This window comes from Tropicimonas sp. IMCC6043 (assembly GCF_004146235.1).
Lineage (GTDB): Bacteria > Pseudomonadota > Alphaproteobacteria > Rhodobacterales > Rhodobacteraceae > Tropicimonas.
The window spans coordinates 1-24972 of sequence record NZ_SELO01000044.1; the positions used below are offsets into that span (position 1 = coordinate 1).

The 24972-nt window shown below is 66.6% G+C and carries 22 protein-coding genes, 1 tRNA gene and 1 pseudogene; 14 read left to right on the forward strand and 10 right to left on the reverse strand.

Going from position 1 to position 24972, the window contains the following annotated elements; genetic code table 11:
• Positions 1-325 (forward strand): integrase core domain-containing protein (locus tag EU800_RS22165; RefSeq protein WP_129635699.1); only part of this gene is annotated, 325 nt, incomplete at its 5' end.
• 189 nt (positions 326-514) lie between these two features.
• On the opposite strand, the pseudogene EU800_RS22170 reads toward EU800_RS22165, so the two are convergent.
• A pseudogene (locus tag EU800_RS22170) lies at positions 515-1272 on the reverse strand (IS5 family transposase).
• 485 nt (positions 1273-1757) lie between these two features.
• Between EU800_RS22170 and EU800_RS22175 the strand changes: the two are divergent.
• Positions 1758-3023: an MFS transporter gene (locus EU800_RS22175; protein WP_371685660.1), complete on the forward strand. Its 1266-nt coding sequence runs from the start codon at positions 1758-1760 to the stop codon at positions 3021-3023.
• 344 nt (positions 3024-3367) lie between these two features.
• Here EU800_RS22175 and EU800_RS22180 read toward each other — a convergent pair whose 3' ends face one another.
• Positions 3368-5533 (reverse strand): SulP family inorganic anion transporter, encoded by a 2166-nt coding sequence (locus EU800_RS22180; protein WP_129635700.1) that lies wholly within the window; start codon positions 5531-5533, stop codon positions 3368-3370.
• Positions 5534-5843: 310 nt separating this feature from the next.
• Between EU800_RS22180 and EU800_RS22185 the strand changes: the two genes are divergently transcribed.
• From EU800_RS22185 to EU800_RS22230, 10 genes are all read left to right on the forward strand, one after another.
• Positions 5844-6734: a formate dehydrogenase accessory sulfurtransferase FdhD gene (locus EU800_RS22185; RefSeq protein WP_242500688.1), complete on the forward strand. Its 891-nt coding sequence runs from the start codon at positions 5844-5846 to the stop codon at positions 6732-6734.
• Positions 6727-7353, forward strand: coding sequence for a molybdenum cofactor guanylyltransferase MobA (mobA, locus tag EU800_RS22190; protein ID WP_129635702.1), 627 nt, complete (start codon positions 6727-6729; stop codon positions 7351-7353). Before EU800_RS22185 ends, mobA begins: the two co-directional genes overlap by 8 nt.
• Positions 7350-7856, forward strand: coding sequence for a molybdopterin-guanine dinucleotide biosynthesis protein B (gene mobB, locus EU800_RS22195; RefSeq protein WP_129635703.1), 507 nt, complete (start codon positions 7350-7352; stop codon positions 7854-7856). The genes mobA and mobB overlap by 4 nt, the downstream gene beginning before the upstream one ends.
• The gene (locus tag EU800_RS22200) at positions 7853-9121 is read left to right on the forward strand and encodes a molybdopterin-binding protein (protein WP_242500696.1); all 1269 of its coding nucleotides are present in this window, start codon (positions 7853-7855) and stop codon (positions 9119-9121) included. The genes mobB and EU800_RS22200 overlap by 4 nt, the downstream gene beginning before the upstream one ends.
• Before the next feature lie 258 nt (positions 9122-9379).
• Complete coding sequence (locus EU800_RS22205; RefSeq protein WP_129635705.1) at positions 9380-10084, forward strand: ABC transporter permease; 705 nt, start codon at positions 9380-9382, stop codon at positions 10082-10084.
• Positions 10078-10797: an ATP-binding cassette domain-containing protein gene (locus EU800_RS22210; protein WP_129635706.1), complete on the forward strand. Its 720-nt coding sequence runs from the start codon at positions 10078-10080 to the stop codon at positions 10795-10797. The genes EU800_RS22205 and EU800_RS22210 overlap by 7 nt, the downstream gene beginning before the upstream one ends.
• A gap of 5 nt (positions 10798-10802) precedes the next feature.
• Positions 10803-11612 carry a substrate-binding domain-containing protein gene (locus tag EU800_RS22215; protein WP_129635720.1) on the forward strand — a complete coding sequence of 270 codons (810 nt, stop codon included), beginning with the start codon at positions 10803-10805 and terminating at the stop codon, positions 11610-11612.
• Between the two features lie 135 nt (positions 11613-11747).
• A complete protein-coding gene (gene mgrA / locus EU800_RS22220) occupies positions 11748-12779 on the forward strand; it encodes an L-glyceraldehyde 3-phosphate reductase (protein ID WP_129635707.1) in 1032 nt (343 codons plus the stop codon).
• Between the two features lie 148 nt (positions 12780-12927).
• Complete coding sequence (locus EU800_RS22225) at positions 12928-13233, forward strand: hypothetical protein (protein WP_129635708.1); 306 nt, start codon at positions 12928-12930, stop codon at positions 13231-13233.
• Positions 13234-13251: 18 nt separating this feature from the next.
• Positions 13252-14415: a M20 aminoacylase family protein gene (locus tag EU800_RS22230; protein ID WP_129635709.1), complete on the forward strand. Its 1164-nt coding sequence runs from the start codon at positions 13252-13254 to the stop codon at positions 14413-14415.
• A gap of 289 nt (positions 14416-14704) precedes the next feature.
• Here EU800_RS22230 and ftsH read toward each other — a convergent pair whose 3' ends face one another.
• Positions 14705-16624, reverse strand: a complete 1920-nt coding sequence (gene ftsH / locus EU800_RS22235) for an ATP-dependent zinc metalloprotease FtsH (RefSeq protein ID WP_129635710.1) — start codon at positions 16622-16624, stop codon at positions 14705-14707.
• Between the two features lie 256 nt (positions 16625-16880).
• Between ftsH and EU800_RS22240 the strand changes: the two genes are divergently transcribed.
• Complete coding sequence (locus EU800_RS22240; protein ID WP_129635711.1) at positions 16881-17444, forward strand: N-acetylmuramoyl-L-alanine amidase; 564 nt, start codon at positions 16881-16883, stop codon at positions 17442-17444.
• 7 nt (positions 17445-17451) lie between these two features.
• Here the strand turns inward: EU800_RS22240 and tilS are convergent, their stop codons facing one another.
• The 7 genes from tilS to tolQ form a co-directional block, all read right to left on the reverse strand.
• A complete protein-coding gene (tilS, locus tag EU800_RS22245; protein ID WP_129635712.1) occupies positions 17452-18666 on the reverse strand; it encodes a tRNA lysidine(34) synthetase TilS in 1215 nt (404 codons plus the stop codon).
• A 7-nt stretch (positions 18667-18673) separates the two neighbouring features.
• Entirely contained in the window at positions 18674-19498 is an 825-nt protein-coding gene (gene ybgF / locus EU800_RS22250) for a tol-pal system protein YbgF (protein WP_129635713.1), read from the reverse strand.
• Positions 19499-19509: 11 nt separating this feature from the next.
• Positions 19510-20010 carry a peptidoglycan-associated lipoprotein Pal gene (gene pal, locus EU800_RS22255; RefSeq protein ID WP_129635714.1) on the reverse strand — a complete coding sequence of 167 codons (501 nt, stop codon included), beginning with the start codon at positions 20008-20010 and terminating at the stop codon, positions 19510-19512.
• Positions 20011-20123: 113 nt separating this feature from the next.
• A complete protein-coding gene (tolB, locus tag EU800_RS22260; protein ID WP_129635715.1) occupies positions 20124-21458 on the reverse strand; it encodes a Tol-Pal system beta propeller repeat protein TolB in 1335 nt (444 codons plus the stop codon).
• Positions 21455-22657 carry a hypothetical protein gene (locus tag EU800_RS22265; RefSeq protein ID WP_129635716.1) on the reverse strand — a complete coding sequence of 401 codons (1203 nt, stop codon included), beginning with the start codon at positions 22655-22657 and terminating at the stop codon, positions 21455-21457. Before EU800_RS22265 ends, tolB begins: the two co-directional genes overlap by 4 nt.
• Positions 22650-23129, reverse strand: a complete 480-nt coding sequence (tolR, locus tag EU800_RS22270) for a protein TolR (RefSeq protein ID WP_129635717.1) — start codon at positions 23127-23129, stop codon at positions 22650-22652. The genes EU800_RS22265 and tolR overlap by 8 nt, the downstream gene beginning before the upstream one ends.
• A 3-nt stretch (positions 23130-23132) precedes the next feature.
• A complete protein-coding gene (gene tolQ, locus EU800_RS22275) occupies positions 23133-23828 on the reverse strand; it encodes a protein TolQ (RefSeq protein ID WP_129635718.1) in 696 nt (231 codons plus the stop codon).
• Positions 23829-24061: 233 nt separating this feature from the next.
• Between tolQ and EU800_RS22280 the strand changes: the two genes are divergently transcribed.
• Positions 24062-24138 (forward strand) — tRNA-Arg (locus EU800_RS22280).
• Positions 24139-24972: the final 834 nt, after the last annotated feature.

Genomic DNA, 24972 nt, shown 5'->3' on the forward strand with positions numbered 1-24972 from the left:
GGCGGACTTCCTCGAGGACAAGGGGATGGATCACGTCCGAGGCGCCCCCCACCATCCACAGACCCAGGGCAAGATCGAGCGTTGGCATCAGACAATGAAAAACCGCATCCTGCTGGAGAATTATTACGTGCCTGGCGACCTGGAGCGGCAGATCGAAGCCTTCGTCGACTACTACAACAACCAGCGTTACCACGAGAGCCTGGGCAACCTGACGCCCGCCGATGTCTACCACGGCCGCGGCGCGCAGATCCTGTCAATGAGAGAGGAGATCAAGAAACAGACCATCCGGAAACGCCGCTTGCAGCATCAGAACGCTGCCGCATAATCTCAAACGGAAACCGAACCGGAACTCTCGCTACGAGAAACCTCGCGATCTCCGAAATACTCTGACGACGGACAGGGTCTCAGGTCAAAATAAATGAGATGCAGAGCATCAGAAGTAGTGCGATTGAACGCCGGGCCGACCGGTCAGTTCCCGCCCATATCCACATTTAGGCTCCAGACTCATTGAAATTCAGAACCAGAAGATGACGGCGGCCGCGAGTGCGATGGCTGACAGGAACACCTTCAGACATCTGTCGTAGCGGGTTGCAATGCGGCGCCAATCCTTCAACCGACCGAACATGATCTCGATACGGTTGCGGCGCTTGTATTTGCGCTTGTCGTATCGAACGGGTTTGTCACGCGACTTCCTGCCCGGGATGCAAGGGCGTATCCCTTTGTCTTTTAACGCATCCCGGAACCAGTCGGCATCGCAAGCTCGGTCGACAATCATCCAATCGGCGTTGGGCAAACTTCTTATAAGCGCCCTCGCGCCCGTATAGTCACTGACTTGACCGGCGGTCATGAAGAACCGGATGTGACGGCCAGAGGCGTCTGTGACGGCATGAAGCTTGGTGTTCATGCCACCCTTGGTTCGCCCGATCAGACGCCCACGCCCCCTTTTTCACAGCCAGGCTGGATGCCGTGCGGTGGGCTTTGGGATAGGTCGCGTCAATCATGATCGCCTTGTAGTCAGAATGCTCGGCGCCGAGCTTTTCCATGATCCGGGCAAACACGCCCTTGTCGCTCCATCGCTACCAGCGGTTGTAGAGGGTTCTCGGTGGACCATATTCTCGCGGCGCGTCGGACCAACGCAAACCATTGCGATTGATAAAGATAATTCCACTTAACACACGCCGATCATCCACGCGTGGCTTGCCATGGCTCTTCGGAAAATACTGTCTCAGCCGCGCCATCATGCTCGTCGCTCAGCCAAAACAAGTTGCTCATCACGCCTCCTGAAGTTCAGGAGCTTGAATCAGCCCGGCGCGGCGACCGCAACCAAATCAATTGGTCCAGAACCTAGAGGACGTCCTGTCTTCGAGAACTTCCAAATTGGACAGGCCAAGGCGGTCATGACCGTCTACCGTGACGACAGAGCGGAAACTCGCGGCGACGGACTCATGCCCAGAATACGTGCTCGGGGTTTCACAAGGCAGACGGGAACCGGACCTTCCCAGCGGCTCACATCGAGGACAGGACCGCCGACATTCCGGACGTTGGTGTTCTCGATTCCGCCTTGATTCTGCGGTCAACACCGAGCCATTGTTCGATGCTCAGGAAATGAGTAACTTCCGGACAATTAATTGAAATTGTTGTAAAATACTTCATGGCATCACGGGACTAAGTTGGAGTTCGCTCTCGAGACGTTGGCATGTGCCGTCTATCGCTTTAGGCTGTGTAACAACAGTCAAAGGAACACGCGGAGCGGATGATTGCAGGCATTTGGAGGTATCACGGCGCTTCTGGTCGGCATCGTTCTAATTATGCTCGGAAACGGCATGCAGTTCACGCTGATGGGGCTACGTGGCGATATCGAAGGCTTTTCCGCACCCGAGCTGGGCATCATAACTTCGGGGTATTTTGCAGGCTTTCTCGCAGGCGCGAACCACAGTCCAGGTTTGATTAGACGTGTGGGACATGTACGCGTCTTCGGCGCCCTCGGGGGGTTGATGTCGGCAGGATTGATTGCCTTTCCGCTCATGTCGGACCCTTGGTCTTGGACCGCTCTGCGCGTCCTGATCGGCTTTTGCATGTCGGGCATATACGTTACCGCAGAGAGCTGGTTGAACGCACAGTCGACGAACGAGACAAGGGGCAAGGTCCTCGCGGCCTACATGATTTGTCAGACCGTGGGGATCATCGGTGCGCAGTGGCTGCTCACGCTCGGCGACGCGGCAACATCGACCCTGTTCATCGGGGCATCGATCCTCGTCTCGATATCCTTTGCACCGATCCTCTTGTCGGTCTCTCCCGCGCCGGCCTCTGATGTGTCTCGCCCGATGTCACTCAAGGACCTGTATTCGAGTTCTCCACTGGGCGCGGTCGGAATTTTCTTCCTCGGCGCAATCTACGCGACGCAATCTGGTATGGGCGCTGTCTTCGGCGTTCAGACGGGCATGACGGCAAATGCAATCTCGTTGTTCGTGGCGGCCCTCTTTGCGGGAGCACTCGTATTTCAATATCCGATCGGATGGCTTTCTGACCGTGTCGACCGTCGCAAAGTGATTTGTGGGTCGGCGGTGACAGGCGCCGTTTTTTGCGTCCTTGGATTTTTCGCGAGAGACAATGAATTTGCGCTGATAAGTGCGGCATTTATCGCAGGCGGCATGACGACACCGCTTTATGCTCTGCTGTTGGCCTACACCAACGACTATCTCACCGCTGAGGAAATGCCCGGGGCATCCGGCGGACTCGTCTTCGTGTTTGGCGCAGGAGCAATTTCGGGACCTCTGATTACCGGGTGGACAATGGATGCGACTGGCCCATTCGCATTTTGGTCGGTTCTTGGGGCGATCTTCACAGTGATCGCAGTTTACGCGATATACCGTATGTCGCGACGCACGCAGATGCCGGTTGAAGATACGGACAGCTACATTAGCGTTGTTCCCGGGGCGACTCCGGTTGCGGTGGAGGCCGCGAGCGCTTGGGCCGCGGAAAACGCCGAAGCTGACCTGATGGACGACAGAGCACCGCGGTAAAACACTCATTCGCCGCCTTTGGCAGAATTACTCAAGGCTGGACTCGGATCGGTATAAGAAAGCCCGATATGTCAGGGGTTCCGAAGCAACAGTGCAGAAATTCGGGAGCCGAAGGTCGGCTGAACGGGGATCGAAATTCTCGTCGCCGATCCTGTTTACCGGCGCTGAAAACGGTGCCGCGCCATGCATCGACGTCGTGAACCGGCTCGTCACAGTCGTTCGCCGCGCTTCTCCCCATCGTCCGGTCCGGGAGTGCTCAGGCTTCATAGCGTGTGCTGCATCAGCGAAGCCGCGCACTCGACTTTGCCGGCCCGCAACCCCGACCGGACCCCGATCGAGATGCCCTAGCCCTTCCCCGGATCTGCGCGACGGTTGTATTCCGTCATGCGCATGATCCGTCGCGCCATGGCTTCGGCGGATGCCTTGTGAAACTCCAGAAGGCTCGCGGATCGGGACGGTTCCATTTCCCCGAGATCGACACGGATGACCTCGCTGGCGGTCTCCGCAACGATCCAGGCGGTGCGTGGCTCCCCCGCATAATGGGCGACCTCGCCAATCAGGGCGCCTGTGCGGAACTTGGCGACGATCTGGCGCGATCCACCGTCGGACGGGACCTCCGCGCGGAGCTGTCCGCCGGAGACGACGTAGAGCTCGGTTGACGCGGCGCCGATTTCCAGGAGTTCCTGACCGGCCTGCAACGACACGCGCCGAATGATGTCCTGGCACCCCGCGAAGTCCTCCTCGAGGCACTGAACGACCCGCAGAAGGCGCGGCGTTGGTGCGGGCCGCGTCATGCAGCTTTCCGTCAGCAGCAGGTCCTCGATGCGTTCGAGTTCGGCGTAGATCGTTCCGTTGAACCGCAGATCCTGTTGCCGTGGCATCGCGAGCCGAAGCTGGTGTTCAAGTTCCGGCGACATGCCGCAGAAGGACATCTCGACGCCGGCTTCCCGCGAGGCCCTGACGATTTCGACGAGCGAGACGGAGGCCGACGCGTCGAGGCCGGTCACCCGGCCGAAGTCGAAGATCAGGAACCGGAGGTCGGAGTCCGAACCGAGTTCTGCGCTCGCCTGCCTGGCCACCTTGTCCGCTGTCCCGAAGAACAGGAACCCGGACAGTTCCAGAACGACGCAGGCATGACCGACCTGCGACAGCTGCCGCACGTCCTCGTCGGAGCGTTCCATCCAGGACCGGCGGAAGGCGAGCGTGGATCGCGCGCGCACGACGTCGGTCTTCGCGTAGGCGAAAACGAAAATGGCGGCGGCCGTGAGCGTGCCGAGTGCCAGGGCCTCGAGGAAGCCGAAGGTGGCGGTGACAAGGACGATGAAGAGGACAATCGCGTGTTCATATTGCGAGAGACGGCGGCGGCTGGACAGCACCCACGTCCCCAGCAGGTCGAAGCCGAGATAGGCGACCACCATCGCCATCAACCCGGCGGGCGCGTAGGCGACGTATTCGGTTCCGACAATGGCCGCCGCCGCGCATGCGACCGCCGCGAAGAGGCCCGGTGCATGTCCGCTGATACCCATCCGTCGCGCCAGGATGGACTCGCCCAGGATGATGTATCCGGGCAATCCGCCGAGGGGTGCGGAGGCGAGATTGGCAAGCCCCGTCGCGCGCATGTCACGGTCGGTGTCTGTTTTCAGCTGAAAGATAATCGCGAGACCGGTGGTGTTCAGGAGCGACCCGAGGAGCGCGAGGCCGGCGACCGCCGCAAGCGCCGGCGCGGCGCCGACCACCTCCGTCCAGTGAATGCGCTGGATCAATTGCCAGCTATGGGCGCCTGCCGGGTCCGTCTCGTGGAACGGCCCGAGGAGCAGGCCTTGTGCGAGCGCCGTGTCGAGCGAGATGCCCCTGATCGCAAGGAAGCCGAAGAACCCGAGGGCCGCCAGACCAAGCGCCGCGGGCAGCGTGAAATCCCCGGGCACCCGGTTCGCGATGATTGCCAGCGCCAGGCCAGCGGCAATCCATGGCAGCCAGTGGAACAGCGGAGCGCTTCCGATCACGTTGAAAAGGTTGAACAATGTGACGCTTTCCCGGGTCACGATGGACATGGCGCCCATCACCAGGAGATACCCTGTCGCGGCGAGAAACCCGGCGGTGACGGGATAGGGCGTGTAGCGGACCATGGCGCCGAGGCGCAGGATGCCGGCCAGGAACACGCTCGCCCCCGCGACGAGGCAGGCGGCGACGGTCAATGCCAGAACGGTTGGAAAGAGCGCGTCCGGCGGAACGGACCCGGAGGCTGCGATCCCGATCGCGGCCGACCCGAGCACCACGGCCGTGGAATCCTGCGGATTGGCGATCGCGCCCCGTATCGAATAGGCGAAGGTGCCGACGAGGGCCATGATGGCGGCGCCAAGCAGTGCGAAATTGGCGCCCTCGCCGAGATATTGCGCAAGCGGTCCGGTGTAGATCAGCGCCGCGAAGGCGATCGTCAGCGTCACGGCCATCACGCCGATCACGACACCTCCGACGGACCATTGCAGGAGCCGAACGAGCAGAACCTTCATGAGATCAAGAGACCTGAGTGCAGGTGGACCGAGTCGGCTCGGCTCCGGACGTTTGATACTCCTGTCGGATTGGAAAGCCTGTCGGCGCGGGCGCAATAGGGAGAGGAGGCGATACGCGCATTCGGTTTTCCTTTTCTGCCCCCGCGCAGAATGGCCTGCGATCCCGCGCGCGTCCAGTGCGAGTCATACTTCAAGACGCCGTGAAGACAAAACAGGCCCGCGGGCGCGGGTCAGGAAGGCCGATCCCAAGAGGCTTGCAAACCGGAACCCGCGCCCTCATTCAGGGAGGACGGCATGGGGGAGGCGTGATTTGGCGCAGGCGGGGCAGAGCGGTGATTTCCTGGTTCGGCCCGATCCGCAGGACCGGCGGCTGACGGCGCCGGTCGTTGGGGTGGATCACACCGGCGCGGCGGTCGAGACGCGGGTGGTGACCGAGCGGCCGCTGACAATCTTCCTCAATTCGCAGGAGATCGTCACGGCGATGACGATTGGCGACCATCCCGACCTGCTTGCCATCGGCTTCCTGCGCAATCAGGGGATGCTCGCCGCGGAGGAGACGATCACCGGCGTGGATCACGACGCGGAGCTTGGCGTGGTCGTCGTGCGCACCGCACGGCAGACCGACTACGAGGAAAAGCTGCGGCGGAAGACTCGGACCAGCGGCTGCGCCGTGGGAACGGTCTTTGGCGACATGATGGAGGGGCTCGAGGGGCTGCGGCTGCCGGATGCCAGGCTTCGGACGAGCTGGCTCTACCGGCTCTCGCACGAGATCAATCGCACGCCCTCGCTTTATCTCGAGGCCGGGGCGATTCACGGCACGGTGCTCTGCGAGGGCGACCGGCCGCTGGTCTACATGGAGGATGTCGGGCGACACAACGCGGTGGACAAGGTCGCCGGCTGGATGTTCGTGAACGGCACCGCGCCCGAGGACAAGATTCTCTACACGACCGGGCGGCTGACCTCGGAGATGGTGCTGAAGACCGCGCATATGGGGATCCCGATCCTTGTCTCGCGCTCTGGTTTCACTGCTTGGGGCGTGGAGCTGGCGCGGCAGTTCGACATGACGCTGATCGGCCGCCTCCGCGGGCGGCGCTTCCTCTGCCTGAGCGGGGCGGAGCGCCTCGATTTCGATGCCGATCCGCAGGAGGTCGCCGAGGAGGCCGCGAAGCACCGCCGCAAGGGGGCGGGGCCGGATGCGTGAGGCGCGGATTCCGGGGGTGATCCTCGCCGGCGGGCAGGCGCGGCGCATGGGCGGTGGCGACAAGGGGCTGCGCGAGATCGGCGGACGGACGCTGCTCGACCACGTCATCGCCCGGCTGGAACCGCAGGCGCAGCCGATCGCGCTCAATGCCAATGGCGACCCGGCGCGGTTTGCCGCCTGTGGCCTGCCGGTGCTCGCCGACCCCGTCGCGGGTTTCGTCGGCCCGCTCGCCGGCATCCTTGCCGGGCTTGACTGGGCGGCAGGGCTTGGCGCGACGCATGTCGTCTCGGTCGCCGCGGACACGCCGTTCTTTCCGACCGATCTCGTGGCGCGGCTGCGCGGCGGGCTCGCGGACGCGCCGATCGTGCTGGCGGCGACGCCGGATCCGGAGCGCGGACGGCGCCGCCACCCGACCTTCGGCCTCTGGCCGGTGGCGCTGCGCGACGATCTTGTGCGCGCGCTCGAGAGCGGCACCCGCAAGGTGGTGCAATGGACGGAGGCGCATGCCGCGTCGGAGGTGGTCTTCGACGCGCCGGAGGGCGCAGATCCGTTTTTCAATGTCAACACGCCGGCGGATCTCGAGATTGCCCGGCGACGCCATGACGAGGGCAGGACGTGAAGATTTTCGGTGTCACCGGGTGGAAGAACTCGGGCAAGACGGGGCTGATGGAACGGCTGGTGGCGGAACTGACCGCCGCGGGCCTCCGCATCTCGACGGTCAAGCATGCGCATCACGCGTTCGACGTGGACCAGCCGGGCAAGGATTCCTACCGGCACCGGGAGGCGGGCGCGCGTCAGGTGCTTTTGGTCTCGCACCGCCGATGGGTGTTGATGGACGAGCTGCGCGAGGCGCCGGAGCCACCGCTGGCGGACCTGCTGGACCGGCTCGATCCCGTCGACCTCGTCCTGGTCGAGGGCTACAAGCGCGATCGGCACCCGAAGATCGAGGCGCATCGGGCCGAGACGGGACATTCGCTGATCGCGCCGGAGGACCCGACGATTCGCGCCGTGGCGAGCGACCGGCCGGACGACGTGCGGGACCGCGTCGGCGACCGGGCGGTGCTGCATCTCGACGACACCGCCGGGATCGCGGCGTTCATCCGCGCGGAATGCGGGCTCTGATGGTCCGGCCGCCGCAGCTTCGCAACGATTGCTTCGCCCTGCCGTCCGGCGTGGACTGGCTGCCAATGGCAGAAGCGCTCGACCGGCTGAGGCAGCGGCTCGGCCCGGTGGTCGGGCAGGAGGCGCGGGCGGTGACCGAGGCCGTGGGAGCGATCCTTGCCGCGCCGGCGGTGGCGCGCCGTGGCAACCCGCCGGCGGCCAATTCCGCCGTCGACGGCTATGGCTTCGCCGGACCGGTGCCGGAGGGGCCGGTGGAGTTCCCGCTGGTCGAGGGGCGGGCCGCCGCGGGCGTGCCCTTTGACGGGGCGGTGCAAGCGGGGCGGGCGATCCGCATCCTGACCGGGGCGATCCTGCCGGGCGGGGTCGATACTGTGGTGTTGCAGGAGGACGTGGCACGCGAGGGGAACCGGATTGCCTTCACCGGCCCTCTGAAGCGCGGCGCCAACACGCGGGAGGCGGGCGAGGATTTCCGCGCCGGGGACGCACTTCTGCCGGCCGGCCACCGCTTGCTGCCGCAGGATATCGGCCTGCTCGTCGCCGCAGGTCTCGCCGAGCTTCCGGTCTTTCGCCGCCTGCGCGTCGGCGTGCTATCGAATGGCGACGAGGTGGTTCCGGCCGGGGCGCGCGCGCCCGAGGCGCTCGGACCCGGCGCGATCTTCGACGCCAACCGGCCCATGCTCCTCGCCTTGCTTGCCCGTTGGGGTTTCGATCCGGTCGATCTCGGCTGCGCCTCAGACGACCGGAACGACCTGCGCGCGCGGCTCGACGCGGCCGCGGAGGGGGCCGACGCGATCCTGACCTCGGGCGGGGTTTCGACCGGGGACGAGGACCACGTCTCGGCGCTCTTGCGGGAGGAAGGCGAGCTTCAGTCATGGCGCATCGCCATCAAGCCTGGCCGTCCGCTGGCGCTCGGCCTCTGGCGCGGCGTTCCGGTTTTCGGCCTGCCGGGGAACCCGGTCGCGGCCTTCGTCTGCGCGCTGCTCTTCGCCCGTCCGGCGCTGGAACTGCTGGCCGGTGGTGCCTGGCGGGAGCCGCAGGGGCTCGACCTGCCCGCCGGGTTCGAGAAGCGCAAGAAGCCCGGGCGGGCCGAGTTCCTGCGGGCACGGATCGGCACGGATGGCCGTGTCGAGCGGTTCGAAAGCGAGGGGTCGGGTCGGATCTCCGGTCTGAGCTGGGCGAGCGGGCTGGTGGCGCTCGACGAGGCCGAGCGACATGTTCGCCCCGGCGACCCGGTGCGCTTCTTGCCCTATTCGGCGTTCGACTGAGACGGCCCCCGGACCGGAAAACGGTTTGGCCGGGTGCGGAACCGCGCCGTCGCCGGGCCGCGGCGCGGCGGCCTTCGGCCTTGTCTCCCCGCCAGGGTGCGATGCTCGACCCTCGGGTCCCGGTGTGTGGCGGCTGTCCTCCGAACCGATCGATAGGAATCCGTGTGACGCCGCTGCCGCGCCCCGCGGCGCCGCTTTTCGGCTGGCCCCGGGGGCGGCTCGCCCGCTAGGGTCGCGCCGGCGAGGAGGCGTATTTGCGTGAACGAGATCTGGCAGGGACTAATCGAGGCGGGACGGCTGATCGCGACGCTCGATGCCGACCTGATCGAGATCTCGCTGCGTTCGCTCCAAGTCACGGTAACGGCGGTGCTCATCGCCTCGGCGATTGGCATCCCTTTCGGCGCCTGGCTCGCGGTGAAGCGTTTTCGCCACCGCCGGGCCGCCATCGCGCTCCTCAACGCGCTGATGGGGCTGCCGCCCGTGGCGGTCGGACTCTTTGTCTACATGCTGCTCTCGCGCTCCGGGCCGTTCGGCGTCTTCGGCCTGCTCTTCACGCCGGCGGCGATGATCGTCGCGCAGGTCTTCATTCTCACCCCGCTCGTCGCCTCGCTGGCGCATCAGTCGATGCGTGAGCTCTGGGCGGATTACCACGACCTGCTGATCTCGCTCGGCGCCACCCGGCGCCAGCGCATCGCCGCGATCGTCCGCGACGGGCGGCGGGCGCTCCTGACCGCGGCGCTCGCGGGGTTCGGCCGCGGCATCGGCGAGGTCGGCGCGATCATGATCGTCGGCGGCAATATCGACCACGCCACCCGGGTGCTGACCACCGCCATCGCGCTGGAGACCGGCAAGGGGAACTTCGCGCTCGCGCTCGGGTTGGGATTCGTGCTGATCGGGCTGGCGATCAGCGTCAACTGGCTGGTCCACACGCTCTCGCGCACCGAGGGAGGGGCGCGGTGGTAGACGCTTCGATCCTGCCGCTTGTAGTCTCGGCGGCGCGGGTGCGCCGGGACGGGCGGGACATTATCGGCCCGCTCGACGCGGAGCTTGCCGCCGAGGGCACGACGCTGGTGATCGGGCCGAACGGCGCAGGCAAGACGACCTTCCTCAGGATGCTGCACGGGCTCGAGCGGCTCTCGGGCGGCACGCTGCGCTGGCAGGCGTTGGAGCGGGAGGTGCGGCGGCGGCAGGCCTTCGTCTTCCAGAGCCCGGTGATGATGCGACGGAGCGTGCTGGAGAATGCCGCCTATCCGCTGATCCTGCGCGGCAGGACGCGGCGGCAGGCGCGGGAGGCGGCGGCGGGCTGGCTCGCGCGGATCGGGCTGGCGGAGGCGGCGGAGCGGCCGGCGCATGTGCTCTCGGGTGGCGAGCGGCAGAAGCTGGCGCTGGCGCGGGCGCTGGTGACCGAACCGGACCTGCTCATCCTCGACGAGCCCTGCGCCAGCCTCGACGGACGGGCGACCCGCGAGATCGAGGCGCTGCTGGTCGCGGCGCGGGCGGCGGGGACGCGGGTCGTGATGTCGACCCATGACATGGGGCAGGCGCGGCGGCTGGCGAGCGACGTCCTGTTCCTGCATCGCGGCACGATCCGGGAAGCGGGGCCGGCGGAGGCGTTTTTCGAGCAACCACAGACGCCCGAGGCACGGGCGTTCCTTAGGGGAGACATCGTGGAATGAGTGGAATGATACGAGTGGTCTTGGCAGCGCTGGTCGCGGCCGTCGTTGCCGGCACGGCACTGGCGGAGACGATGAAACTGGCGGTGACGACGTCTTTCGAGAATTCCGGCCTTGCCGGAGTGTTGCTGCCGGAGATCGCGGCGGATCTGGGGATCGAGGTGCAGCTTCTGGTCGTCGGCACCGGACAGGCGATCCGCCTTGGTGCGGCGGGGGATGTGGATGCGATCCTCGTCCACGCGCGCGCGGCGGAGGAGGATTTCGTCGCCTCTGGCGACGGCGCGCATCGCACCGAGATCATGTATAACGATTTTGTTCTGATCGGGCCGGGCGATGATCCGGCCGGCATTGCGGGAGCGGGGACGGCGGACGCGGCGCTTACGGCCATCGCCGCTTCCCGCGCGCCCTTTGCCAGCCGCGGCGACGACAGCGGCACGCACAAGAAGGAGTTGGCGCTCTGGGAGGCGGCGGGGATCGGCCCGGAGGCGCGCGATGTCGGCTGGTACAAGGAGACCGGCTCAGGCATGGGGGCCACGCTCAACACCGCCGCGGGGCTTGGGGCCTATGTGATGTCGGACCGGGCGAGCTGGCTCAATTTCGGCAACAAGGGAGACCTCGTGCTGCTCTTTGCCGGCGATCCGGCGCTCTTCAACCAATATGCCTATCTGCCGGTGAACCCGGCGAAACATCCCCATGTAAAGGCGGAGGCGGCGACGGCGGTCGAGGACTGGCTCATCTCGGACCGGGCGCGTGCGCTGATCGACGGCTACCGGCTTGGCGGGGAGCAGCTCTTTACCTTCAACGCGGCGCGGGAGTGAAGGGGCGCCTCGCCCCGAGGATATTTCCGGGCAGAAGAAGAGGAGCGGAATCCCGTTGCAACCGTCGGTCCGGAGGAGGAAGCTCGGTCCGAGCCGTCCGGACCGACCGGGCGCCGGAAGTTGCGGAGATCTCCCATGACCTATGTTCCCAATCCCGAACGCTATTCGCGCATGGAGTATCGCCGTTGCGGCAATTCCGGGCTGAAGCTGCCGGCGGTGTCGCTGGGGCTCTGGCACAATTTCGGACATGACACGCCGCACCGCACCAAGCAGGACATCTGCCGGGCCGCCTTCGATCACGGCATCACTCATTTCGACCTCGCCAACAACTACGGCCCGCCGCCGGGCTCGGCCGAGGAGGCGTTCGGCGAGATCCTGAGGACGGATTTCCGAGACCATCGCGACGAATTGATTATCTCGTCGAAGGCCGGTTACCTGATGTGGGACGGGCCCTATGGCGAATGGGGCAGCCGGAAATACCTCATCGCGAGCTGCGACCAGAGCCTGAAGCGGATGGGGCTCGACTATGTCGACATCTTCTATTCGCACCGCTTCGACCCGGAGACGCCGCTCGAGGAGACGATGGGGGCGCTGGCCGATCTCGTGGTCGCCGGAAAGGCGCTCTATGTCGGCATCTCCTCCTACAATTCCGCGCGCACGCGCGAGGCGGTGGCGCTTCTGGAGGAGATGGGCGTGCCCTGCCTGATCCACCAGCCGAGCTATTCGCTGCTCAACCGCTGGGTGGAACGGGACGGGTTGAAGGAGACGCTGGCCGAACTCGGCGTGGGCTCCATCGCTTTCTCGCCGCTGGCCCAGGGCTTGCTGACGACGAAATATCTCGGCGGCGTGCCGGACGGCAGCCGGGCGACAAAGGGCAGCAGTTTCCGCGACGGGTTCCTCACCGAGAGCGCGCTCGCCTCGGTCCGGGCGCTGAACGCGGTGGCCGAGCGGCGCGGGCAGAGCCTTGCGCAGATGGCGATCGCCTGGGTGCTCAGGGAGGGCGGCATCACGACCGCGCTGATCGGGGCGAGCCGGCCGGAACAGGTGATCGACTGCGCGGGCGCGGTGGGGAATCTCGACTTCACCGAGGCGGAGCTGGCCGAGATCGACGCCCTCGCCTCGGAAGAGGGCATCAACCTCTGGGCCGCCTCCTCCGAGAATGTCTGAGGCCGCAGCGCCGGCACGCCCCGTGGCCGGACGCGGTCCGCGGGGCGGCGGCACGGCGAGGCGGTCATTGAAACCGCCGGTATATGGCCCTACCAACAGCGCCATGACAGCAGACACATCTCGTGCTCCGGAGAGTCTGGAGCTTGCCATGACGATGTTTCCCGGGATCCGCCGGGGGGTGTGGGCCGAGACTCTTGGTTTCGACGCGACCACTTTTGGACGCCACACCGACAGCCAGGTGCGCGAAGGGCCGGTGACGCGGAGCGTGAAACCGGACAACCGCCGGGAGGCGCTCGCCGCTGTCAGCCCGGCGCAGAGCGATCTCGACCATGATCGGCGGCGGCGCATGGAAAACGACGACCGGGAGAAGCCGCTCCAGCTTCTGGAGCGCTATTCCACAGCGCATGATCACCCGCTGCCAAAGATGGTCCGGGCGACCGTCCCGACACGCTGACCCAAGGGGAGAGCCGCGATGCCAATCAAAAACCGTCTCGCCGAATTGCAGGAAGAGATCGCCGAATGGCGGCGGGACCTGCACGCGCATCCCGAACTGCTCTTCGAGACGCACCGGACGGCGGGCATCGTCGCCGAGCGGCTGAGGGAGTTCGGCTGCGACGAGGTTGTGACCGGCCTCGGGCGCACCGGCGTTGTGGGCGTGATCCGCGGCCGCGCGGATACGAAGGGCCGCGTGACCGGCCTGCGGGCCGACATGGATGCGCTGCCGATCGAGGAGGCGACCGGGCTGCCGCACGCCTCGACCAATCCCGGCGTCATGCATGCCTGCGGCCATGACGGGCATACAGCGATGCTGCTAGGGGCGGCGAAATATCTCTGCGAGACGCGGAACTTCGACGGCACGGCGGTGGTGATCTTCCAGCCGGCGGAAGAGGGCGGCGGCGGCGGACGCGAGATGTGCGAAGACGGGCTGATGGAGCGCTTCGGCATCCAGGAGGTCTATGGCATGCATAACTGGCCCGGAATCGAGGCGGGCCGTTTCGCGATTCGGCCGGGACCGTTCTTTGCCTCCGCCGACACGTTCGACATCCAGCTTTCGGGCAAGGGCGGCCACGCCGCCAAACCGCACCAGACCATCGACCCGATCCTCATGGGCGCGCATCTGGTGACCGCGCTGCAGAGCATCACCTCGCGCAATGCCGATCCGGTCGAACAGATCGTGGTCTCGGTGACCGCCTTCGAGCCATCCTCGAACGCCCACAACATCATCCCGCAGCGCGTGCGCCTCGGGGGGACGGTGCGCACCCTCAGGCCGGAACTGCGCGACCTCGCCGAGGCGCGGATCGCTGCGATCGCCGAGGGCGTGGCGGCAACCTTCGGCGGCGTGGCCCGGACCGAGTATGTGCGCAACTACCCGGTGATGGTGAATTCCGACGCGCAGACGGATTTTGCGGCGGAGGTCGCGAAATCGGTCTCGGGCCAATGCGATGCGGCGCCGCTTATCATGGGCGCCGAGGATTTCGCCTTCATGCTCGAGGAGCGGCCGGGCGCCTATATCCTCGTCGGCAATGGCGACACGGCGATGGTCCACAACCCGGAATACGAGTTCTCCGACGAGGCCATTCCCTCGGGATGCTCCTGGTGGGCGGAGATCGTCGAACAGCGTATGCCGGTGGGCTGATACCGATTCCGGTTGATCGGTTTGGAAATGGGACCTTGTTGCGGAATCAAGGCCGCAAGGCCGCCGCGCCATCGCCGGGCCACCCCCACGGACCGGCGAATCGGTGAAGCCGGCGCTTCGTTTCGAGCTTTGTCGGAAACGTCACGATAAAGCACACCGCACCACCGTAGGATCGCCGCGCCGCGGCCCGGCGACGGCGCGGCTCCGCGCCCCGCACGCAACGCCTCCATCAGCGCGACACAAAGAAAGGCGCCCGAAGGCGCCTTTTCTGAATCGAAGTCAATCGCGGTCAGGCCGTCGGGTCCGGCTCCATTTCCGGTCCGGGCTTCGGCGATTTCGGCTTGGTCTTCGGGATCGAGGTCAGCGACGGGGCGTTGCCGCTGTCGGCCGGCGTGTCGTCGTCGTCGCCGCGGTTCAGCGGCTCGCCGGCGATCACCTTGGCGATCTCGGGGCCGGTCAGCGTCTCGTATTCCAGCAGGCCCTGGGCGAGGTTCTCAAGATCCTGGGCCTTCTCGGTCAGGATCCGCTTGGCCGTCTCGTAGCCCTCGTCGACCAGCCGGCGCACCTCCTCGTCGATCCGCTCCTGGGTCTCGGGAGACGCGTTCGCGGCTGCCTGGTAGTTGCCGAGATAGGAATGCTGCTCATTAGCATAGTCGATATTGCCGAGTTCGTCGGACATGCCGAACTGGGTGACCATCGCGCGGGCGATCTTGGAGACCTGCTGGATGTCGGAGGCGGCGCCGGAGGTGACGTTCTCCTTGCCGAAGATCAGCTCCTCGGCCACCTTGCCGCCCATCGCCATGGCGATCTTGGACTTGTATTTGGTGTAGGTCACCGAGAGCTGGTCGCGCTCGGGCAACGACAGCACGAGGCCAAGCGCGCGGCCGCGCGGGATGATCGTCGCCTTGTGGATCGGGTCGTGCTGCGGCACGTTGATGCCGACGATGGCATGGCCCGCCTCGTGATAGGCGGTCAGCTTCTTCTCTTCCTCGGTCATCACCATGGAGCGGCGCTCGGCGCCCATCATGACCTTGTCCTTGGCGTTCTCGAAATCCTCCATCGTCACGAAGCGCCGGCCGACGCGCGCGGCCATCAGCGCGGCTTCGTTGACGAGGTTGGCGAGGTCCGCACCGGAGAATCCGGGCGTGCCGCGGGCGATGATGCGAAGGTCCACATCCGGGCCGAGCGGCACCTTGCGGGCGTGGACGCCGAGGATCTTCTCGCGGCCCTTGATGTCCGGGTTCGGCACCTGCACCTGGCGGTCGAAACGGCCGGGACGCAGCAGGGCGGGGTCGAGCACGTCGGGGCGGTTGGTCGCGGCGACGATGATGATGCCCTCGTTGGCCTCGAAGCCGTCCATCTCGACGAGGAGCTGGTTCAGCGTCTGTTCGCGCTCGTCGTTGCCGCCGCCATAGCCGACGCCACGGGAGCGGCCGACGGCGTCGATCTCGTCGATGAAGACGATGCAGGGCGCGTTCTTCTTGGCCTGTTCGAACATGTCGCGGACGCGGGAGGCGCCGACGCCGACGAACATTTCAACGAAGTCCGAGCCCGAGATGGTGAAGAAGGGAACGCCGGCTTCGCCGGCGATGGCGCGCGCCAGCAGAGTCTTACCTGTGCCCGGCGGGCCGACGAGCAGCGCGCCCTTGGGGATCTTGCCGCCAAGGCGGGAGAATTTCTGCGGGTTGCGGAGGAACTCGACAATCTCCTCGAGCTCGTCCTTGGCCTCGTCGATGCCGGCGACATCGTCAAATGTCACGCGGCCGGATTTCTCGGTCAGAAGCTTCGCCTTGGACTTGCCGAAGCCCATCGCGCCGCCACGGCCGCCCCCCTGCATGCGGTTCATCAGGAAGATCCAGATGCCGATCAGGATGATGAAGGGCAGGAGCGTGCCGAGATAGGCCAGAAGCCCGTTCTGCTGCTGCGCTTCGGCGGTAACCTTGACGCCGTTGTCGATCAGCCGGTCGGTGACGTCGGTGCCCGCGGGCAGGACCGACGAATACATCGTGCCGTCGCTGCCTTGGATCCGCAGCCGCTCGCCGTCGATCGTGACCGAGCTGATGCTTCCGTCCTCGACGCGCTGGATGAAGTCCGAATAGCTGAGCGTCCGCGTGGCCATCGTCGTCTGGCCGCCGCTGAACAGGTTGAACAAGGCCAGGATCAGCAGGAACAGCACGATCCAGAAGGCGAAATTACGGGCATTTCCCACGGGGGCAGAACTCCTCACAGGGCCGCGCGCCGGGCGGCGGCCGGTTCATCCTAAGATAGTGGATCGCGCACGAGGTTCAACGCGATATCGCCGTTTCGCGTCCGCCGGTCCCCGAAGTTGAGAGAATCGCCAGAGTCGGATAGAATTTCGCCACTGATTTCCAGCCTGCCCGCCGGTGTCCGGCTTGACCCTTCAGGGTTTCCGGCGCCAGCGTCCCTTGCAATTGCACCCAGACATTTTCCCGAAAGGTTCGACGATGAGCAAACCCTGGTGGAAGAAGGCCCTCGACAGCGGCTATTACGAGAAGCGCGGATATGTCTCCGAATATGGAGGCGCCGCGGGCTTCGTGCCCGCCGCCTCGCAGAACTTCACCGAGATGAGCCGTTCCGCGGGTGATATCGACCGGATCGTGATCCATATCACCGGCGGCACCAATGTCGGCAGCGCGATCAACACATTCGCCGCGAAGAACAACTCCAAGAAGACCTCCGCCCATTACGTCGTGTCCCAGGACGGGCTGGTCTACCAGATGGTGAAGGAGAAGGACCGCGCGCATCACGCGGGCTCGTCGGCCAACAAGCGCAGCATCGGCATCGAGCATGCCGCGAGCAACAAGAGCGGCCCGACCGAGGAACAATACTGGGCGTCTGCCTACCTAGTCCGTTACCTGGCGGGCAAATACTCAATTCCTGTCGACCGGACCCATATCCTCGGCCACCAGGAGATCGCGACGACCGACCACAATTGCCCCGGTCCGCTCTGGGACTGGCCGAATTACATCATGAAGGTCTATCTCGCGAACCTGTTCTACTGGGCGTGAGCGCGGCTCAGCCGCCGAGCGCGGCGCGGAAATCCTCCTTGCGCTGCAAGGCAACGCAGGTCCAGCCGACGCCGATGCCGGCCAGCGGCGCAGCGATCATCTCGCCCGCGCGCCAGACCGCCGGGGCGGCGGCGAGGCTGATTCTGGGCAGGCGCGTGTCGCGCGCCTCCGGAAGCGGCCCCTCGGCCGCCGCGCCCATCGCGGCGATCACGTCGCCCGCCACGAAGGGGCCGGTGATGCGGAAGCGGCCGTCCCAGGGCGCGCCCGGCTGGGCGGTGACACCGGCGAGGGCCGCGGCCTCGCGGGTGATGCGGATCCGGCCGCGGGCAGAGGTCACACGGCAGCCGTGCAACACGCCGTCCTGCGCCTGCGCGAGCGCCCGGAGCGGCCGGAAGCGCGGCGGATAGGGCTGGCCCGACAGGGTGCGCAGGATCGCCGCCAGCACCCGGTGGCGGGTGTCCGCCGGCGCGGCGTCGAATGCGTCCCGGGGCAGCAGGACATCGCCCGCCTGCAGCTCGATCGCGTCGGCCAAGGCCAGCGCCCGGTCGCGCAGCACCGCGTCTGCTTCCTGCATCCTCAGCGCAGTGTCCGTCAGCCGGTCGCGGCTCAGGCCGAGCGGTTCGAGCGAGGCGAGCAACTTGCGCGCGCGGACCCGCGTATAGGCCGGATCCTCGTTGGACGGATCGTCGATCCAGTCCTGTCCGCGGTCCCGCAGCCAGGCGCGCAGCTCCGCGCGGGAGGCCGCGAGCAGCGGGCGAAGGAAGGTCATCCCGGCCGTCTCGACCCTCTCCGTCATGCCGGCCAGGCCGGACACGCCGGAGCCGCGGGCGAAGTTCATCAGCACGGTCTCGGCCTGGTCGTCGGCGGTGTGCCCGAGCAGCACCGCGTCGCAGCCGCGTTGCCGCGCCCAGTCTGCGAGCAGCCGGTAACGGGCGGCGCGGGCCTCGGCCTGAAGATTGCCGGTTCCGTCCCAGCCCTCCCAGCGAAGCGTATCGTGCCGGAGGCCGAGCCCGGTGCAGGTCCGGGCGACGAAGGCGGCCTCGTCGGCCGCTTCGGGGCGCAGCCCGTGGTCGACCGTGGCGACGTCGAGCCGAATGTCCTGGAGGCTGTCGGCTGCGGCGCGCAGCAGCGCTATCGAATCGCCGCCGCCCGAAACCGCGAGGCCAAGCACCGGCGGACGGAAATCGCCGGGCAGGCGAAACCAGTCCGGGCCGGACGACATCAGCCGCTCACAGGCAGCCCAGGCTGACGCGCGATGCCTCCGCCTCGGTCGCCGCCGCGCTGCCGGGGAAGCGCGTGCCGACTTCGCCAAGAGTGATGCAGGCCTCGTTGGTCTGGCCCAGCCGTCCGAGGCTCTGGCCGAGGCGCAGGAGCGCCATCGGCGCCTCGGCACCCGCCGGATCGGCCGAGAAGGCCTCCAGATAGGCGCGGGCGGCCGGCGCGATCTCGCCGAGCTCGGTCAGTGCGTTGCCGTGGTGGAGATGTGCCGGCGCCGTCAGCGGGCCGGCGGGGTAGGTCTGGACAAAGGCCGCAAACTGGTCCGCGGCGGCGCGAAAGGAGCCTTGATCGAACTCGGCCTTGGCGCGGTCGAAATCCGCCTTCTCGCCGACGGCGAGTTCGGGGCCGCCATCGGGCGGGGGCGCCGCGGGCTGCACGGCGGGCGCAGCCGGCAATGTGCCGCCGCCGAGCACGGGCGTCTCGGGCAGCTTGGCGATGTCGCATGCAGGGTCGATCTCGCAGACCCGAAACTGGATGTCGCCGAGACGGTTGGTGCCGTCCTTGACGACGGAATCGATGCGGAACTCCAGCTCCTCGGATTTCGCCGTCAGCCGCTGCAACTCGCTCTCGATCACGTTGACCCGGTCAATCAGCGAGGTTGAGGGGGCGAGCGTCTGCGCGCCGCCGGTGGTCGAGAGCTCCCGCTTCAGCGTCTGCAACTCGACATAGAGCACCGAGAGCTCCTGCCGGATGTCGGCCAGAGTCGCGCTGTCCTGCGCCGCGGCCGGCAGCGGCAGGGCGAGGGCGAGCGCTGTGGCGAGAGCGGTCACGCGCATGGCCGGTCTCCTCAGCTTCCCGCCGCCGCGCGCAGCACTGTCACCGCGCGCCGGTTCTGGGCGTAACACGCCTCCTCGGAGCAGATCTCGATCGGCCGCTCCTTGCCGTAGGAGACGGTGTCGAGCCGTGTGCCGGCAACGCCGCGCGAGATCAGGTATTCCTGCACCGCGTTGGCGCGGCGGGCGCCGAGGGCGATGTTGTATTCGCGCGTGCCCTGTTCGTCGGCATGGCCTTCGATCGTCGCGGCGTAGGACGTGTTGACGTTCATCCACTGCGCCTGGCCGTCGAGCGTGGCCTCGGCCGCCGGCGTCAGGGTCGACTGGTCGACCGGGAAAAGCACGCGGTCGCCGATCGCGGTCTGGAAATACGCCGGCGAGTTGGGGTTCTGCGCCGACCCCGCGCCGCCGCCCATGCCGCCGCCCGCGCCTCCGCCGTAGCGGTCGGGATCGGTGCAGGCCGCAAGGCTCAGCGCTCCGATCAGGACGAGTGCGGAAATTGCTCGATGGGCCATGTTTGTTTGCTCCTGGCTGTCTTCTGCCTTGCCTTCTCCTACCACCTTGATTGCACCAAGGAAACGCTTCGTATCGGTGGCGTGGCAGAGGAAGCGGTTTTTTGTCTTCCTGCTCAGGGCAGAAGCGGCGACCACGCCGGGTCGGAGGCCGCGCCGGGGGTCGGGATGTGCCGGAGGTTCCGCCCGGTGATGTCGACCGAGTAGAGCGCCGGCTGGCCGGTGGCGCCGGCACTTTGGCGGGTGAACATGATGACCCGGCCATTGGGCGACCATGTCGGGCCCTCGTCGAGGAAGGAGGCTGTGAGCAGCCGCTCCTCGGAGCCGTCGGTGCGCATGACGCCGATATGGAAGCGGCCGGCATTCTGCTTGGTGAAGGCGATCAGGTCGCCGCGGGGCGACCAGACCGGCGTTCCGTAGCGCCCCTCGCCGAAGGAGATGCGCCGTGCCTCGCCGCCGCCGGCGGGCATGACATAGAGCTGCTGGACGCCCGAGCGGTCGCTTTCGAAGACAATCTGGGAGCCGTCCGGCGAGAAGCTCGGCGCGGTCTCGATCGAGGGCGTGTTGGTGAGTTGCACCGCCTGCCCGCCGAGCGCCTTTACGAAGATGTCGGTATTGCCGCCGCGGGTCTCCGAATAGACGATCCGCGCGCCGTCCGGCCCGAAGCGCGGCGCGAAGCTCATGGTGTCCGGCGTGTCGGTGAGCTTCTGCGGCCGCGGCGCGCCGACCTGGAGCATGTAGATCTCCGGCATCCCGGTGGCGTAGGAGGTGTAGAGCACCCGGTCGCCGGTGGGCGAGAAGCGGGGCGCGAAGACGATCGAGGCGCTGTCGGTCAGGTATTGCAGGTTGGCGCCGTCGTAATCCATGATCGCGAGCCGCTTGCGGCGGTCGTTCTTGGGACCCTCCTCGGCGACGAAGACGACGCGGCTGTCGAAATAGCCGCCCTCGCCGGTGATCCGCGAATAGACCTGGTCGGCGACCTTGTGCGCAAGCCGCCGCGCGGCCGAGGCCGATCCGCCGAGTTGCAGCCCCTCGCCGAGCTCGCCGCCGGCGAAGACGTCGTAGAGGCGGAACTTCACGTTGGCGCGGCCGCTGGCGTCGACGGAGACGGCGCCGGTGATCAGGGCCTGGGCGTTGATCGCCTTCCAGTCGGGGAAGGAGACGGGCGCGTCGAAACTGGTGACCCGGGCGATGTGGGACGAAGCGGGGATCTCGCGGAAGAGCCCGGTGCCCGCGAGGTCGGCGGCGATGACGCGACTGATCTCATTGGCAAGCTGCACGGCCTGGGGCGTCTCCGCCACGAATCCCGGGAGCGCGAAGGGCAGCGGTTCGATCACGCCCTCGGTGATCTCGATGCGCAGCCGGTCCTGCGCCTGGGCCGGGAGGGTGGCGGGCAGGAGACCGGCCAGCGCCAGCAGGGCGACTTTGGCAAGGGAACGCAGGAACATCATCGAATCCTCATGTTTTCGGGATTGAATACCATCTCGACCTCTCGCCACTGATCATATTTTTCGGGCGGCAGGTCGAAGCCGCTTGCGCCGCAGCGGAGGATTGCGCGGCGGGCGGCCTCGTAGGCCTGGAGCGCGGCGGCCTCCGGGCCGCCCTCGAAATCGAGCATCCGGATCGAGCCGCCGTCGGGCGTGCCGTTCTCGTTCATCCGAACGAAGACCGTCACCGTCGTGCGCAGCGCGTCGGAGGAGAGCGAGCCCACGTTCCAGCATTGCTGCACCGCGATCCGGAGCGCGTCCTTCTCGCCCGAGGTCAGCGGCGGGCCCTGGCGGGCGGGGCCGGGCGTGGCGGCGGCCGGCGCATCGGTCGCGGCCTCGGCGACCGCGGCGGCGATGGCGTCGGCCAGCGGGTCTGCGGGTGCGTCGGGCTCCGCCGTTTCGGTTTCGGCGGCCTCCGGCTCGGGCTCAGGTGCCGGCGCGGGAGTCGGCCGGTCCGGGCGTCGCGCCGGGCGCGGCGAGCCGGGGGGCGCGAGGGCTGCGACGGCGGTGCCGCCGGCCTCCTCGCTGGCCTCGGTCTCGATCACGGTACCGGTTTCCGGCGGTGCGGTGTTTTCCTCGGGCGCCTCCGGCGCGGGCGTGGCTTCCGGTTCGGGCTCGGGACGGGCGGCGAGCTGAACCTCCTCGTCGACATTGGCCTCCGGGTCCGGGCGGTCGGCGGGCAGCGGCGCGACCCGCGGCGCGGCGTCGGGCGCGGGCGGATTATCCGGGGCAAGAACGGTCGAGGCGCCGTCGGGCAGCGCCGGTTGCTCGGGCGCCGGCGGGGCGACGGGGGTGACCTCGGCCTGCGGCGTCTCGACGGCTTCGGCGGGCTGCGGCTCGGGCTCGGGAATGTCCGGCTCGGCCGGCTCCGGCGCCGCGGCGGTCTCGGGCGATTCCTCGGGCGCCGGGGCGGTGGTGTCCTCGGTCTCGGGTGCCTCGGGCTGTGCCGGCGTCGCGGGCGCCTCGGCGACATCGGGCGCCTGGCTGCCCGTGGCCATCATCGCAGCGAACTGTTCGGAGGAGATCACCGTCACGTTGGAGACCGAGAGGGGGGCGCTACGATCGAAGGAAAACAGCCCGCCGATTGCCATCCACAGGATCAGGCCCAGATGGGCCGCGCCGGAGACCTTGACCCCGGTATCGAGTTTCGAAAGGCTAACCATCCCCGCCGTCGAGTGTCGGCCCGCCGGTATCCGTCACCAGGCCGATATTTGAGAAGCCGCCGGCATTGAGCGCGCCCATCACCTGCATGACCCGCTCATAGGCGATCGCGCCGTCCGCGCGCAGGAAGACCTTGTCGTCGTCGCGCTCGGCGGCGATGCCGCGCAGGCGCGTGACAAGCTCGCCCTCGGGCACCTCGGTGGTCATGATGGCGATGCGGCCGTCCGCGGTGAGCGAGACCACGAGCGGCTCCTGCTGCTCGGTTGGAAGCGCCTCGGCCGCGGTCTTGGGCAGCTCGACCGGCACGCCGACCGTCATCAGCGGTGCCGCCACCATGAAGATGATGAGCAGCACCAGCATGACGTCGACAAAGGGCGTCACGTTGATTTCAGACATCGCCGCCGGGTGGCGGTGCGCACGCCGCCGCCGGCGCGTCCCGCCGCTGTCCTGCGATTTCACCACGCCCGCGCCCATGGCTCAGCTGTCCAGCTGGCGCGACAGGATGGTGGAGAACTCGTCGGCGAAGCTCTCGTAGCCACCGATGATGCGGTCGCTGTCGGAATTGAGCTTGTTGTAGAAGATCACCGCCGGGATCGCCGCGAGCAGGCCGAGCGCGGTGGCGACCAGCGCTTCGGAAATGCCGGGCGCCACCACCGCGAGGTTGGTGTTCTGCGACATGGCGATGTGCTCGAAGGCGTTCTTGATCCCCCAGACCGTGCCGAAGAGGCCGATGAAGGGCGCCGTCGAACCGGTGGTGGCGAGAAAGCCGAGGCCGCGGTTGAGGCTCTCGGCCTCCTTGGCGATCGTCACGTCCATCGATCGGTCTATGCGCGCCTGCGCGCCCGCGATCAGCCCGCCATCTTCGCGATGCGACCGCCGCCATTCGATCATGCCGGCGGCAAAGATCCGCTGCGACGCGTTCCGCGGCTCCGCCCCGATCTGTTCGAACAGCTCGTCGAGCGGCTCGCCCGACCAGAACTGGCGGTCGAAGCCCTCGGCTTCGCGGCGGGCGAGGCGGAAGGTGATGTGTTTCTGGATGATGATCGCCCAGGCCCAGAAGGAGGCCGCGACGAGCATGAGCATCACCAGCTTCACGGTGAAGGTGGCGCGCGCGAAGAGCGCCAGCAGGGAGAAATCCATCTCCTGCGCGAGGGAAAGGGTCGAGGGGTCCATGCTGCCTGCTCGTGTTGATGCCGCGTCTGTCGGCGGCGTTCCATGCACCGAAACCTATCTGTTTTGAAGGGCAAATGCCAACACGAAGGCGCGAGTCCTAGCCGATTTCGGCGGCGGCGGCGGAGGCGTGGCGGTTATCCGCCGGCCATCCGGCCCGGACGGGTCGGGATTTTGCGCTTTGCCTCCGGCCCGCGATGGGACTAGAAACGGCGCGCGCGGGCATCCCGCCGCCCGGCCCCGTAGCTCAGCAGGATAGAGCGGTCGCCTCCTAAGCGACAGGTCACAGGTTCGAATCCTGTCGGGGTCGCCAAACCTGTTGTGTAATATATTGATATATATGGTATTTTTCTGGTGATGTGATTCGTCCCCGCAAAAATCCCCCCTGATATGCTTGCGCGACATTCCTGAAGCCGTATGCATGCCTTTTCCATTCGATAGCACCAAGAGGGTGACGCGGCATCTCTCCGATCAAGCAGACGAAAAGCACCGCTGCCTTTCCGACCAGCCTTCGGGCTTTTCCTGCCGTGTCGATTCGCCAGGAAACGACCGATCAACGTCTCCCGTTCAGGAACCGCCAGGATACCTTCCGAACGATGGCCCGCTCGTCGGGCGCCTTGCAATGCAAGAGCTCCTGTCCGAATCGCTCAAATTGGGTATCAACATAGGTCTTGGACAGGTGCGGAAGGCGCATGCCCCGCGATGTATTTAGCAAAAGACGCGAATGTATCGCATCCAAGTCATTTCCAGGCATGGCATCACCCCTCTAGCCACAGAAGCCATGGAAGCCCAAGACGGTTAACGGCAGGTTAAGGGGCGGCGTCACCTTCTAAGCTGCCAGGGCGAGTTCTCTCAAGCCCCGCAACATTCAGACTCAATCAGGTGCGTTCGCGCGCGCGTGGACGGTGTCGAAAATACGGCAAAGCCGAAAGCGGCCATTCAAGTCAGCGCGACGATTGACCGTGACTAACCCGGTGCGGTCGCGGTGGGATGTGCCATTCAACTGCCGCATTGAAAGCCGACCTTGCGCTCAACTGGACGCGGTCACCTTGTATCACTTAACGGTTGATTTCTTGTTCTTGTTCCACTGAGGAAGGCACAGGGAAGCTCAAGTTTCCTGCAAGGATCTTACTCCGTGCGTCTCCGC